The sequence below is a fragment of the Streptomyces sp. NPDC101132 genome (genome assembly GCF_044759225.1).
GTDB lineage: Bacteria > Actinomycetota > Actinomycetes > Streptomycetales > Streptomycetaceae > Streptomyces.
This window is the reverse complement of the sequence record NZ_JBIVYX010000011.1, coordinates 115,140-128,358: the sequence shown is the minus strand read 5'-3', so window position 1 is coordinate 128,358 and position 13,219 is coordinate 115,140. Positions and strand designations below refer to the sequence as shown.

General features: G+C 73.3%; 11 protein-coding genes and 1 tRNA gene. 9 read left to right on the top strand and 3 right to left on the bottom strand.

Annotation, left to right across the window (positions count from 1 at the left end):
- Nucleotides 1–233: 233 nt before the first annotated feature.
- The 9 genes from ACIQUR_RS25065 to ACIQUR_RS25025 all read left to right on the top strand — a co-directional run bounded on the left by ACIQUR_RS25065 (nucleotide 234) and on the right by ACIQUR_RS25025 (nucleotide 9,314).
- Nucleotides 234–309: transfer RNA gene (locus ACIQUR_RS25065), tRNA-Arg, on the top strand.
- A gap of 134 nt (nucleotides 310–443) precedes the next feature.
- A complete protein-coding gene (locus ACIQUR_RS25060; RefSeq protein WP_403668229.1) occupies nucleotides 444–1,307 on the top strand; it encodes a DUF2797 domain-containing protein in 864 nt (287 codons plus the stop codon).
- 77 nt (nucleotides 1,308–1,384) lie between these two features.
- Complete coding sequence (locus ACIQUR_RS25055; protein ID WP_403668226.1) at nucleotides 1,385–1,723, top strand: antibiotic biosynthesis monooxygenase family protein; 339 nt, start codon at nucleotides 1,385–1,387, stop codon at nucleotides 1,721–1,723.
- A gap of 97 nt (nucleotides 1,724–1,820) precedes the next feature.
- Nucleotides 1,821–2,693 carry an amidohydrolase family protein gene (locus tag ACIQUR_RS25050; RefSeq protein WP_403668555.1) on the top strand — a complete coding sequence of 291 codons (873 nt, stop codon included), beginning with the start codon at nucleotides 1,821–1,823 and terminating at the stop codon, nucleotides 2,691–2,693.
- 68 nt (nucleotides 2,694–2,761) lie between these two features.
- Nucleotides 2,762–3,514: a response regulator transcription factor gene (locus ACIQUR_RS25045; RefSeq protein WP_403668223.1), complete on the top strand. Its 753-nt coding sequence runs from the start codon at nucleotides 2,762–2,764 to the stop codon at nucleotides 3,512–3,514.
- The gene (locus ACIQUR_RS25040) at nucleotides 3,514–5,091 is read left to right on the top strand and encodes a sensor histidine kinase (protein WP_403668220.1); all 1,578 of its coding nucleotides are present in this window, start codon (nucleotides 3,514–3,516) and stop codon (nucleotides 5,089–5,091) included. Before ACIQUR_RS25045 ends, ACIQUR_RS25040 begins: the two co-directional genes overlap by 1 nt.
- A 25-nt stretch (nucleotides 5,092–5,116) precedes the next feature.
- Nucleotides 5,117–6,400 carry a glycosyltransferase gene (locus ACIQUR_RS25035; protein ID WP_403668217.1) on the top strand — a complete coding sequence of 428 codons (1,284 nt, stop codon included), beginning with the start codon at nucleotides 5,117–5,119 and terminating at the stop codon, nucleotides 6,398–6,400.
- Nucleotides 6,397–8,553 (top strand): ArnT family glycosyltransferase, encoded by a 2,157-nt coding sequence (locus ACIQUR_RS25030; RefSeq protein ID WP_403668214.1) that lies wholly within the window; start codon nucleotides 6,397–6,399, stop codon nucleotides 8,551–8,553. The genes ACIQUR_RS25035 and ACIQUR_RS25030 overlap by 4 nt, the downstream gene beginning before the upstream one ends.
- Before the next feature lie 137 nt (nucleotides 8,554–8,690).
- Nucleotides 8,691–9,314, top strand: coding sequence for a TetR/AcrR family transcriptional regulator (locus tag ACIQUR_RS25025; protein WP_403668212.1), 624 nt, complete (start codon nucleotides 8,691–8,693; stop codon nucleotides 9,312–9,314).
- 58 nt (nucleotides 9,315–9,372) lie between these two features.
- Here the strand turns inward: ACIQUR_RS25025 and ACIQUR_RS25020 are convergent, their stop codons facing one another.
- The 3 genes from ACIQUR_RS25020 to ACIQUR_RS25010 all read right to left on the bottom strand — a co-directional run bounded on the left by ACIQUR_RS25020 (nucleotide 9,373) and on the right by ACIQUR_RS25010 (nucleotide 13,208).
- On the bottom strand, nucleotides 9,373–11,169 hold the full coding sequence (locus tag ACIQUR_RS25020) for a caspase domain-containing protein (protein ID WP_403668209.1): 1,797 nt from the start codon (nucleotides 11,167–11,169) through the stop codon (nucleotides 9,373–9,375).
- Entirely contained in the window at nucleotides 11,166–11,522 is a 357-nt protein-coding gene (locus ACIQUR_RS25015) for a hypothetical protein (protein ID WP_403668206.1), read from the bottom strand. The genes ACIQUR_RS25020 and ACIQUR_RS25015 overlap by 4 nt, the downstream gene beginning before the upstream one ends.
- Before the next feature lie 93 nt (nucleotides 11,523–11,615).
- Entirely contained in the window at nucleotides 11,616–13,208 is a 1,593-nt protein-coding gene (locus ACIQUR_RS25010) for an MDR family MFS transporter (RefSeq protein WP_403668203.1), read from the bottom strand.
- Between the last annotated feature and the right edge of the window lie 11 nt (nucleotides 13,209–13,219).

Genomic DNA, 13,219 nt, shown 5'->3' with positions numbered 1-13,219 from the left:
CCCGCGCGCACTACCCCCACGAGCCCCCCGCGGCCCGACCCGTCGCGCCGGCCCTCGCGGCGGCCGCCCTCCCGCGCCTCCGCAGCGGCAGGGCCCGGCCCGCCCCGACAGACCTCCGGTTTGGCGTTTTCGCAGGTCAGGGGCGGTTTGGATAACGGATTTCGCGTCCCGGCGAGGTCCATGTATTGTTGTTCTCGCAAGGCCAACGGGGCGAAAAACCCCGGGAAGCACAAGCACTCGTAGCTTAACGGATAGAGCATCTGACTACGGATCAGAAGGTTGCAGGTTCGAATCCTGCCGAGTGCACCAGCCAGAGGGCCCCGGACGAAAGTCCGGGGCCCTCTGTCGTTTCCTCGGCGTGGAGGGGGGATTCGGGGCGTCCCGTGGCGCCCTGGGCCCTGACGGTCGGCGGGAGAGGGATCCGCATGTGGTGGTGCACCGGGATGCGCTGGACGGCTGCCGGACCGGCCCTGACCTGGGCGGCCCCGGGGCGCGGCAGCCGCGAGAGCCCGCTCGCCGCCGGACGGCGGCTGGCCTTCACCGCCGAGGGCGCCCGGCGCTGCGTGGGGGTCCGGCGGGCCGGCCGGTGGACGCCCTGCCCGGGCGCGCGGGAGATCCCGGCGGGCGCGGGGCGCGACCAGTGCACCGAGTGCGCACGGCTGGACCGGTCCTTCTCGGTGGCGGCGGACACGAATGCCGCGGACCCGCGGACGTACCGCGTCTACCTGGCCTGGTTCGGCCCCGGGATGACCAAGGTCGGGATCACCGCGGAGGAGCGGGGCGCCGCCCGGCTGCTGGAGCAGGGGGCCGTCGCGTACACCTGGCTCGGGCGCGGCCCGCTGATGGCGGCCCGGCGCACGGAGGAGCTGCTGCGGGCGGCGCTCGGGGTGCCGGACCGGATCCCGTATGCGCGCAAGCGGGCGGTACGGGCGGTGCTGCCGCCCTTCGCCGAGCGGGCGGCCGAGGTCGCCGTCCTGCACGGGCGGGCCACCGCGCTGCCCGGCTGGGCCGAGACCCTGGAGCGGCTGCCCTGCGAAGTGGCGGATCACACCGCCGCGTTCGGACTCGACGGGCTCCCGCGGCCCACCGGTGTCGTGGCGGGGCTGGTGCCGGGCGGAGCGGTCGCCGGCTTCCTGGCGGGAGCCGCCGGGCCGGACCTGCACCTCGCGGACGGGCTCGTCGTGGACACGCGGCTGCTCAGCGGCTGGGCGCTGGCCGCCGCCGGGGAGGGCGCGCGGACGTCCGTACCGGTGCGGCCCGCCGAGGAGGCGAAGGAGCCGCCGGAAGAGCAGGAGGGGCTGTTCTGAGCGGCAAGGTCAAATCTTGGATCCCTTCGGGCGGCGACCGTGGACACCGGGATCTTCCGCACCGGAAGGTGGTCGGCATGAGCATCCAGCCGCTTCCCGCCTTCGAACCCCCCTACCTGATGGCCGTGTTCACCTCGGTCCGCACCCAGGAGCCCGCCGGCTACGCCGAGACCTCGACCCGGATGGATGAGCTGGTCAGGTCCATACCCGGCTACCTCGGCCACGAGAACGCCCACACGCCCGGCGGCCTGAGCATCACCGTCGGGTACTTCCGCGACGAGCAGGCGCTGCGGCAGTGGCGCACGGACCTGGAGCACCGGCAGGCGCAGAAGCGCGGCCGCGACGAGTGGTACGAGAGCTACACCCTGCACGTCGGCACGGTCGAGCGGAGCCACGGCTTTGTGCGGGAGCGCTGAGCCGGCGCACGCTCCGTCCGGGGCCGGCACGCGGGTCCCGGCCGACGGCGCGGCCGGCGGCACCGCGGTCGACACGGCCGGGGCCACCGCCGAGGCGGTGCGCCGGTTCCGGGAGCGCCTCGGGATCCCCGGCCTGGTCGACGTCCACACGCACTTCATGCCCGAGCGGGTGCTGGCCAAGGTCTGGGACTACTTCGACTCGGCCGGGCCGCTGACCGGCGTCGAGTGGCCCATCACCTACCGCCACGAGGAGGACGAACGCGTCGCGCTCCTGCGCCGGTTCGGGGTGCGCGCCTTCACCTCCATGCTCTACCCGCACAAGCCGGACATGGCCGCCTGGCTGAACTCCTGGGCCGCCGGGTTCGCCGCCCGGACCCCCGACTGCCTGCACACCGCGACCTTCTTCCCGGAGGCCGGGGCGGCGGCGTACGTGCGGGCGGCCGTGGAGCAGGGCGCCCGGGTCTTCAAGGCGCACCTCCAGGTCGGCGGCTACGACCCCAACGACGACCTGCTGGACCCCGTCTGGGGCCTGCTCGCCGAGGCCGGCCTGCCCGTGGTGATCCACTGCGGTTCCGGCCCGGCCCCGGGCAAGCACACCGGGCCCGAGCCGGTCGCCCGGCTGCTCGCCCGCCACCCGCGGCTGCCCCTGGTCATCGCGCACCTGGGCATGCCGGAGTACGAGGACTTCCTCGCCCTCGCCGGGGCGTACCCCGAGGTCCGGCTGGACACCACCATGGCCTTCACCGACTTCGCCGAGCGGCTCGCGGCCTTCCCGCCCGGAGCGCGGGACCGGCTGGCCGGCCTGGGGGACAGGATCCTGCTCGGCACCGACTTCCCCAACATCCCCTACCCGTACGAGCACCAGCTGGAGGCCCTGGAGCGCCTCGGGCTCGGGGACGACTGGCTGCGCGCCGTCTGCCACGACAACGGCGCCCGCCTCTTCGGCCTGGCGGAACCGGGAGGCTGCTGAGGCCTTTCTCAGGAAATTCACAGACTGGCGCAAGAGGGCTCTCAGCGGCCCCGGCCAGCCTGGGCACCATGACGGCGACCACTCACACCACGTCCGCGTCCCGCGCCACGCAGCTCGTCCGCCCCGACGGCGGGCCCTGCAGGGTCCTCGTCGTCGACGACGAGGCCGCGCTCTCCGAGCTGCTCTCCATGGCCCTGCGCTACGAGGGCTGCGACGTGCGCAGCGCCGGGGACGGCGCGGGTGCGGTGCGTGCGGCCCGCGCGTTCCGGCCCGACGTGGTGGTCCTGGACATCATGCTGCCGGACATGGACGGTCTGACGGTGCTCGGCAGGCTGCGCCGCGAGCTGCCGCACGTGCCGGTGCTCTTCCTGACCGCCAAGGACGCGGTCGAGGACCGCATCGCGGGCCTGACCGCCGGCGGCGACGACTACGTGACCAAGCCCTTCAGCCTGGAGGAGGTCGTGGCCCGGCTGCGCGGCCTGGTCCGGCGCTCGGGCGCGGCGGCTGCGGCCCGCAGCGAGTCCGTGCTGGTCGTCGGGGACCTCACGCTGGACGAGGACAGCCACGAGGTGACCCGGGGCGGGGACGAGATCCACCTGACCGCCACCGAGTTCGAGCTGCTGCGCTACCTGATGCGCAACCCGAGGCGCGTGCTGAGCAAGGCGCAGATCCTGGACCGGGTGTGGTCGTACGACTTCGGCGGCCAGGCCAACGTGGTCGAGCTGTACATCTCCTACCTGCGGCGCAAGCTGGAGACCGGACGCACGCCCATGATCCACACCAGGCGCGGGGCCGGCTATCTGATCAAGCCGGGGGAGTAGTGGCCGCGCACCCCCGTTCCCGCACGTCACAGGGCCGCCGGGCCGCACGTACCCGGCGGCCCTGGCCGCTGCGCGCCCGGGGGCCCTGGTCCCTGCGGACCCGGCTGGTGGTCTCCGCCGTGGCCCTCATCGCCGTGGTCGGCGCGGCCATCGGCACGGTCACCACCCTCGCCCTGCGCACCTACCTGGAGGGCCGGCTCGACGAGCAGCTGCGGACCGCCGTGGAGATGTCGGCCCGCGACCGTGACCCGGCCCGGCCCCCGCTCCGTTTCGTCTTCGCCCCCGGCAGCCCCCTGGACGCCGTGGGCGCCCGCCTGGGGACGGATGGAACGGTCACCGAGGACGGCCGCAGCGTGTCCCGGGGACCCGGCGGCCTCGTGTCCCTCACCCGGGCCCAGGCCGATGCGCTCGGGGAGGCGGCGGATCCGGCCGCCACCCACGCGGCCACGGTCCGCCTCCCCGGACTGGGCGACTACCGGGTACTGACCGCCGCGGACGGCAGCTTCGTGCTCGGCTTCCCGCTCTCCGGCGTCCAGTCCACCGTCACCACGCTCATCGTGGTCGAGGTGTGCGTCACGGCCGCCGGTCTCCTCGCGGCCGGACTCGCCGGCCAGGCCCTCGTCGCGGTCGCCCTGCGCCCGCTGCGCCGGGTCGCGACCACCGCCACCCGGGTCTCCGAACTCCCCCTGCACCGCGGCGAGGTGGCCCTCCACGAGCGGGTCCCGGCCGCCGAGGCGGACCCGCGCACCGAAGTGGGGCAGGTCGGCGCCGCCCTCAACAGGATGCTGGGCCACGTCGGTTCGGCCCTCGCGGCCCGTCAGGAGAGCGAGACCCGGGTACGCCAGTTCGTCGCCGACGCCTCCCACGAGCTGCGCACCCCCCTGGCCTCCATCCGCGGTTACGCCGAACTCACCCGCCGCGGCCGCGAGGAGGTCGGCCCGGACACCCGGCACGCGCTCGGGCGCATCGAGTCGGAGGCCACCCGCATGACCGGACTGGTCGAGGACCTGCTGCTGCTCGCACGGCTCGACGCGGGGCGTCCGCTCCAGCAGGCGGACACCGACCTCGTCCCCCTGGTCCTGGACGCCGTCAGCGACGCCCGTGCGGCCGGCCCGGAGCATCGCTGGCGCCTGGAACTCCCGGACGAACCGGCCGGAGTACGGGCGGACGCGGCCCGGATCCAGCAGGTGCTGGTCAACCTGCTCGCCAACGCCCGGACGCACACGCCCCCCAACACCACCGTCCTGGCCCGTGTTTCACGTGAAACGACTGTTTCACGTGAAACATCCACCCGGACTCCCGTCGTGCTCCTGGAGATCGAGGACAACGGTCCCGGCATCCCGCCCGACCTGCTCCCCCACGTCTTCGAGCGCTTCGCGCGCGGTGACGCCTCCCGGTCCCGCCAGGCCGGGTCCACCGGCCTGGGGCTCGCCATCGTGCAGGCCGTGGTCTCGGCACACGGGGGCAGGGTCGACGTGCAGAGCGAGCCGGGCCGGACCCGCTTCCAGGTGCGGCTGCCGGCCGCGGACTCCCGTCCGTACTCACAGGCGGGCCACAGTCTCACCACACAGGGGTGACAGCGGGTCCGGCGAGGGTCGGACCATGCGAACCGAAGCGGCCGCAGCGGCCCTCTCCCCCGGCACCCTTCCGGCCCGGCGCCACCTGCCCGCCCACCTGCTGGGCGCGCCCGTCCTGGACGTGGTGATACCGGTGTACAACGAGGAGCGGGACCTCGGGCCGAGCGTCCGCCGGCTCCACGAACACCTGGCGAACACCTTCCCGTACGCCTTCCGGATCACCATCGCCGACAACGCGAGCACGGACAGCACCCCGGAGGTCGCCGCCCGCCTCGCCGCGACGGTCCCCGGCGTCCGCGTCCACCGTCTGGAGGAGAAGGGCCGCGGCCGGGCGCTGCGCACCGTCTGGTCGCAGTCCGAGGCCCCCGTGCTGGCCTACATGGACGTCGACCTCTCCACGGACCTCAACGCCCTGCTCCCGCTCGTCGCCCCGCTGATCTCGGGTCACTCCGACCTCGCGATCGGCACCCGGCTGGCGGCCTCGTCGCGCGTGGTGCGCGGCCCGAAGCGGGAGTTCATCTCCCGGGCCTACAACCTGATCCTGCGCTCCTCGCTCGCCGCCCGCTTCAGCGACGCCCAGTGCGGCTTCAAGGCCATCCGGCGCGAGGTCGCCGAGCGGCTGCTGCCGCTGGTCGAGGACTCCGGCTGGTTCTTCGACACCGAGATGCTGGTCCTGGCGGAACGCGCCGGGCTGCGGATCCACGAGGTCCCGGTCGACTGGGTCGACGACCCCGACTCCACCGTCCACATCGTGCGGACCGCGACCGAGGACCTGAAGGGCGTCTGGCGGGTGGGCCGGGCCCTGGCCGTCGGCGCGCTGCCGCTGGACCGCCTCGCGCGGCCCTTCGGGGACGACCCCCGCGACCGGGCGCTGGAAGGCGTACCGCGCGGGCTGGCCCGGCAGCTCGTGGGCTTCTGCGTGGTCGGGGCCCTGAGCACGCTGGCGTACCTGCTGCTGTACACCGCCTTCCGAGGCGCCCTGGACCCGCAGGCCGCCAACGCGGCGGCCCTGCTGCTCTCGGCCGTCGGCAACACGGCCGCCAACCGCCGCCTCACCTTCGGCGTCCGCGGCCGGGAACGCGCCGTACGCCACCAGGCCCAGGGACTCGTCGTGTTCGGCATCGGCCTGGCCCTCACCAGCGGCTCGCTCGCCGCCCTCGGCGCCGCCACCAGCACTCCCGCCCACGGCACCGAACTGGCCGTCCTCATCACGGCGAACCTCGCCGCGACGGTCCTGCGGTTCCTGCTCTTCCGCGCCTGGGTCTTCCCGGAGCGCCGCACCACCGACGCGAAGGACTCGATCCGATGACCGCAGTGCTCACCGCACCCCTGCCCGTCCGGGCCGCCCCGGCGGCCGCGCGGGCCCGCTGGCAGCGGCCGGCTCTGGCCGCGCTCCTGCTGGCCACCGCCGCGCTCTACCTCTGGAACCTCGGATCCTCCGGCTACGCCAACTCCTTCTACTCGGCCGCCGTCCAGGCCGGCAGCGAGAGCTGGAAGGCCTTCTTCTTCGGCTCCTCCGACGCCGCGAACTCCATCACCGTGGACAAGCCCCCGGCCGCCCTGTGGCCGATGGCCCTGTCGGTACGGCTCTTCGGCCTCGGTTCCTGGCAGATCCTCCTCCCGCAGGTCCTGATGGCCGTCGGCACCGTGGGTGTCCTGTACGCCTCCGTGAAGCGGCAGTTCGGGCCGGCGGCCGGGCTGCTCGCGGGCGCGGTCTTCGCGCTGACGCCGGTGGCAGCCCTGATGTTCCGCTTCAACAACCCCGACGCCCTGCTCACGCTGCTGATGGCGGTCGCCGTCCACTGCGTGCTGCGGGCGCTGGAGGGCGCGTACACGAAGTGGCTGGTCTGGGCGGGCGTCGCGCTCGGTGCCGCCTTCCTCGCCAAGACCCTGCAGGCCTTCGTGATCCTGCCGCCGCTCGCCGTGCTCTACGCCGTCTGCGCGCCCACCCGGCTCCGGCGCAGGCTGGTGCAGCTGGCGCTGGCCGGCCTGGCGATGGTGGCCGCGGGCGGCTGGTGGGTCGCGATCGTGGAACTCTGGCCGGCGTCGTCCCGCCCGTACATCGGCGGCTCGCAGAACAACTCCTTCCTGGAGCTGACCTTCGGCTACAACGGCCTGGGCCGGATCAACGGCAACGAGACCGGCAGCGTCGGCGGTGGCGGCCGTGGCGGTGGTCAGGGCGGCGGCTGGGGCGAGACCGGCATCGACCGGCTCTTCTCCGCCAACATCGGCGGCCAGATCTCCTGGCTGCTCCCGGCGGCCCTGGTGCTGCTGGTGGCCGGCCTGGTGGTGACCTGGCGGGCCAGGCGGGCCACCGACGCGCTCGACTCCATGGCCCGTGCGGCCTTCCTGGCCTGGGGCGGGGCGCTGCTGATCACCCTGGCCGTGTTCAGCTTCATGCAGGGGATCTTCCACGAGTACTACACCGTCGCGCTGGCCCCGTACGTCGCGGCGCTCGTCGCGATGGGCACGAGCGTGCTGTGGGAGGAGCGGGGCGCCCTGGCCGCCCGGCTGACGCTGGCCGGCACCGTCCTGCTGACCGCCGGATGGTCGTACGTGCTCCTCGGCCGCTCCTCCGACTACCTGCCGTGGCTGCGCTGGGCCGTCCTGGCGGGCGGCGCCATCGCGGCGGCCGGTCTGCTGCTGCGCCGCACCGGCCTGGCCGCCGGCGCGCTGGGCCTGGCGGTGGCGCTGGCGGGCCCGCTGGCGTACACCCTGACCACCGTGAACACCGGGCACACCGGCTCCATCGTGACCGCGGGCCCGGCGGTGGCCGGCGGCCGGGGCGGTCCCGGCGGCTTCGGCGGCCCGCGCGGCGACGACGGGCGCTTCGGCATGCCGCCGAACTTCCGGGGCGGTCCGCAGGGCCAGGGCCAGAACCAGTTCCCCGGCGGCGGCACGGGCGCCATGCCCCCCGGCATGAACCAGGGCGGCCGGAACCAGAGTGGCCCCCAGGGCGGCCTCCCGATGGGCCAGCCCCCCACCGGCACCGGCAACACCACCGGCCCCACCGGCACCTTCCCCGGCACCGGAGAACCACGCAGCGCCGGCGGCCGGGGCGGCGGCATGGGCGGCCTGCTCAACGGCGCGAACGTCAGCGCCGCGGCCAAGGCGGCGCTGAGCAAGGACGCCGGCACCTACACCTGGGTCGCGGCCGCGATCGGCTCCCAGAACGCGGCGAGCTACCAGCTCGCCACCGAGAAGCCGGTGATGGCCATCGGCGGCTTCAACGGCAGCGACCCCTCCCCGACCCTGGAGCAGTTCAGGAAGTACGTCGAGGACGGCCGCATCCACTACTTCATCGCCGGCGGCGGGATGGGCGGCGGCATGGGCGGGGGCCCCGGAGGCGGCGGCCCCGGCAGCTCCGTCAGCAGCTCCGTCAGTACCTGGGTGACCGAGAACTTCACCCAGGTCACCATCGGCGGCGCCACCTTCTACGACCTGACGTCCCCGAAGGCCTGACGGCACCCGGGCCCCACCCGAAAGCCGCCCCTTCACCAGGGGCACCCTCTAGCATCAAGACGGGCGGACCGGGCATTCCGGGCCGGGCCGGTCCTCCCCGGACGGGTCCGGGTGACCCGCAGGACGGAGGGTGCCCCATGGTGACCGCGGCCGACCGCACCAGCGTGTGGCTGGCGTCCAGACCAGCCGCCGGCACCAGACGCCGCAGCGAGCAGCCCACCGGGCTGGACCGCGAGAAGATCACGGCGGCCTCCGTCCGGCTGCTCGACGCGGAGGGCCTCGCGGGGTTCTCCATGCGCCGCCTTGCCGCCGAGCTGGGGGTCACCGCGATGTCCCTGTACTGGTACGTCGACACCAAGGACGACCTGCTCGAACTGGCCCTGGACGCCGCCCTCGGCGAGCTCGCCCTGCCCCCCGAGCCCGGGTCCCCCGCAAGCCCCGCCCCGAGCGCCCGCAGCTGGTCCGACCGGCTGCGGGCGCTCGCCTGTGGGTACCGCCGCCTGCTGGCCGTGCACCCCTGGCTGCCGGCCCTGTCGGCCGAGTACCCCAACATCGGGCCGCACGCCCGTGCCTTCGACACCGCGCTGATGCGGCTGCTCGGCGCGACCGGGCTGGCCGCGCCGCGGCGGTCCGGCGCGCACCTCGCGGTCAGCCGGTTCCTGCACGGCTGCGGCACGGTCCGTCAGGTCCCGGAGGGCGACTTCCAGTTCGCCCTCGACCTGCTGGTCGCGGGCATCGAGGCGCACGCGAGACCTGCCTGACCGGCCGGGGCGGGGCGGACCGGCCCTCAGGCCCGCCGGATCCGCTGGAGCACCGCCCTCAGGCCCGCCGGATCCGCTGGAGCACCCGCGCGCTCTCCCGCTCCACGGCGACCTTCCCGTACTTGTTCACCAGCGCCAGGTAGAAGAGCCCCGGAGCGGTCGGGGACCACAGCCCCGTCCGCTCCTCGTCGAAGATGAACCGCGTCACCGGATCGATCTCGAAGTCGACCAGCTCGTGCCGGTCGTGCTCCCACTTGTCCGAGACCCCGCGCGACCGGCGGGCGATGAACTCGTCCGACGTCACCCGCCGCAGCCGTGCCATGAACAGCGCGCCCCACTGGTGCGTGCCCTTGTCGATGGTCAGCGCCAGCATGTTCAGCCGGTACTCGTCGGGGCTCAGCGCCAGCTCCTCGCTGAGCCCGCGCCGCGCCACGTTGAAGATGTTCGGCGCCTGCCGGGCCGAGTTGTCCACCACCCGCGACAGCGCCTCGTTCGCCGAGGAGTTCCAGGTGCCCGGGTGCGAGCCGACCATGTTGCTGCGCCGGGAGACGATCAGCTTCTCGTCCCGCGTGATCACCGCGACGTTCGTGCCGAAGGACGAACCCATGAAGGCCGGCACGTCCAGCGGGTCGTACGGGTCGACGTACTTGGCCCGGACCGTCAGGCCGTCCGGGAGCACCTCGTCGAGCTGCTGCGTGGCCTGGAAGTTGTAGTAGTCGGAGTTCAGCAGCTGGATGTAGATCTCCGGAGCCTCGGACTCCGCGATCCGCCCGATCGTGACGCGGTCGACCGCGTAGTTGAGCCCGTTCCAGAAGTACTGCTCGCCCGCCAGCCGCTTCGCGTCCTGCTCGGCCTCGATCCGGGCCCGCACCGCGTACAGGTCGTCGGGCAGCTCGACGTCCTCGTCGATGGTGCGTACGTGGACCGAGTCCTCCGGGATCACGCTCTCGCCGTCGCCCTCGACGATCAGCAGGTCGGTCTGGAGCGGCCCCCAGGTGAAGGGCTCCCAGGAGGCGCTGCTGCCGAAGGGCGCGAACGCCCGCTCCCGCCCCCGGACGAGCGCCGGCACCGGAGCGCCCGGCAGGCTCCCGCCGCGGTCGCCGGCCGGCCCGTCGAGCGCGCGGTTGCGGACCAGGGCCAGTTGTCCGCCGAGGGCCCGGTTGTGCTGGTCCGGCTGCGGATAGCCCTTGGCGACCAGGCTCCGGCTGACCCGCCGGAAGATGGTGTCCATGTCGAGCACCTCGGCGCCGCCCTCGATGCCGCTGTGCAGGGTGTGCACCAGCTCGCCGGTGAAGGCGGTGTACGTGGCCTCGCGCGGGGCCACCGCCAGCCGGGTCGGCGTGGTGGCGGCCCACACGACCGTGCCGTGGACGTCGGTGTTCTCGTCGCCCATCACCACGCCCATCTGCTCGTCGGCCGCCTGGCCGCTGTAGCAGCAGTCGAGGATGACGATCCGCCGGGTGGCGGGGGAGTCGCCCTGGAGCATGGCGCTGCGCACCCACTCGTAGTGCACCGAGTCGTAGCGGGCCGCGAACCGCGGCTTGCGGGTGTTCTTCAGGGCCAGGTACAGCCCGCCCTCGTCGGAGAGGCCGTGCCCGGCGAAGTAGAAGATCAGCGCGTCGGTGGCCCGTTCGGCCGCGGTCTCCAGCACGGTCATCACGTCGTCGGCCCGCTCGGGGTTCCGGATGACGTGGCAGTTCTCCTGCGGCAGCCCCCAGTAGGCGGGGTCGGTCAGGATCCTGCACAGCGCGTCGAGGTTCCGGTCGACGGACTCGATGTCCGGGTGGAACTCGTACTGCGAGCCGCCGACCAGTACGGCCTGGGAGCGCTCCGGGCGCGGGAGGAGGGAGCTCACCGCGCCTCCTCGGGGCGCGCCCCCTCCTCCAGCACCGCCCGGACCTCTTCCGGCGAGGCGTCCGGGGCCAGCACGCCGTCCCCGCCCTCCCGCCGGATCGTGCGCGGGCGCTGCCGTGAGCGCGAGGCCAGCCAGGTGGCGACCGAGACCGCCAGGCCGGCGACCGCGACCGCGTCGTTGATGATCACGTGCACGGCCTCCAGCGTGCCGCCCATGGCCTCCGGGTCGGGCTCCCCCTCCACGAGCCGGATCGTGGTCCTGCCCCGCAGCTCGGGATCCTGGTTGAGCCACTTCAGCAGGGACTGCAGTTCCGCCTCGTCCTCAGGGCCCGTGCCGACGATCGTGAATTCCACCTGGACACCCCCGTCCGGTGTCGCTTCCCCCATGACCAGGACAGGATTCAGGCCTGCCGACTCCATGGTCAATACCCGTCCCCTGGAGGGGTGTTATTCGGCCGGAGCCGCCTGGTCCGGCGCGGCGGCCTTCGACTTCAGCGCCACTTCCCTGATGAAGACGCAGAGCACCAGGCCGATCAGGGCCATCGGTGCCGCGTACAGGAACACGTCCGCCACGCCGTGGCCGTACGCCCCTTCGACGATCTCCCGGAAGGGTGCGGGCAGCTTGTCCAGGTCGGGGATCCCGCCGCCGGCGGTGCCGCCGTGGCCGAGGGCCGCGCCCTTGGGGCCCAGCTCCGCCAGGCCCTCCTTGACGTAGTGCGTGACCCTGTTGGCCATCACGGCACCCAGCGCGGAGACGCCGATCGCGCCGCCGAGGGAGCGGAAGAAGGTGACGACGGAGCTGGCGGCGCCCAGGTCCTCGGGCGCCACCTGGTTCTGGGTGGCCAGCACCAGGTTCTGCATCATCATGCCCAGGCCGAGGCCGGTCAGGGCCATGAAGACCGCGATCAGCCAGTACTCCGTGTCGTACCGGATCGTGCCGAGCAGCCCCAGGCCGGCGGTCAGCAGCACACCGCCGGAGACCAGCCACGCCTTCCACCGGCCGGTCTTGGTGATGACCTGGCCGGAGACCGTGGAGGAGACGAAGAGTCCGCCGATCATCGGGATGGTGAGGATGCCGGACATGGTCGGCGACTCGTTCCGGGCGAGCTGGAAGAACTGGCTGAAGAACACCGTTCCCGAGAACATCGCGACGCCCACGAACAGCGAGGCGGCCGACGCCAGCGCGATGGTCTTGTTGCGGAAGAGCCGCAGGGGGATGATCGGCTCGCTCGCGCGGGACTCGACGAGCACGAACACCAGGCCCAGCAGCACGGCGCCGCCGGTCATGACGTACGTCTGCCAGGACAGCCAGTCGTACGAGTCCCCGGCCTGCGTGACCCAGATCAGCAGCAGCGAGACGGCGGCCGAGACGAAGAAGGCGCCGGCCCAGTCGACCTTGACGTCCCGCCGCACGACCGGCAGCCGGAGGGTCTTCTGGAGCACCACCAGGGCGATCACGGCGAAGGGCACGCCGACGTAGAAGCACCAGCGCCAGCCCAGCCACTCGGTGTCGGTGATGACGCCGCCGAGCAGCGGGCCGCCGACCGTGGCGACGGCGAACACGGCACCGAGGTAGCCGCTGTAGCGGCCGCGCTCGCGCGGCGAGATCATCGCGGCCATCACGATCTGCGCGAGGGCGGAGAGGCCGCCGACGCCGATGCCCTGGACCACGCGGCAGGCGATCAGGGTGCCGGTGTTCTGCGACAGGCCGGCGACGACCGAGCCCAGCACGTAGATCACCAGGGATATCTGGACCAGCAGCTTCTTGCTGAAGAGGTCGGCGAGCTTGCCCCAGAGGGGGGTCGCGGCCGTCATGGAGAGCAGCGCGGCCGTGACCACCCAGGTGTAGGAGGACTGGGTGCCGCCGAGTTCGCTGATGATCTGCGGGAGGGCGTTGGAGACGATCGTGGAGGACAGGATCGCCACGAACATGCCGAGCATCAGCCCGGACAGCGCCTTCATGATCTGCGGATGGGTCATCGCGGGTGCGGTGGCGTCGGACTGGCCTCCCCGCACGTCCGGGGACGTGGTTGTCGCCATGCTCTTGGGTT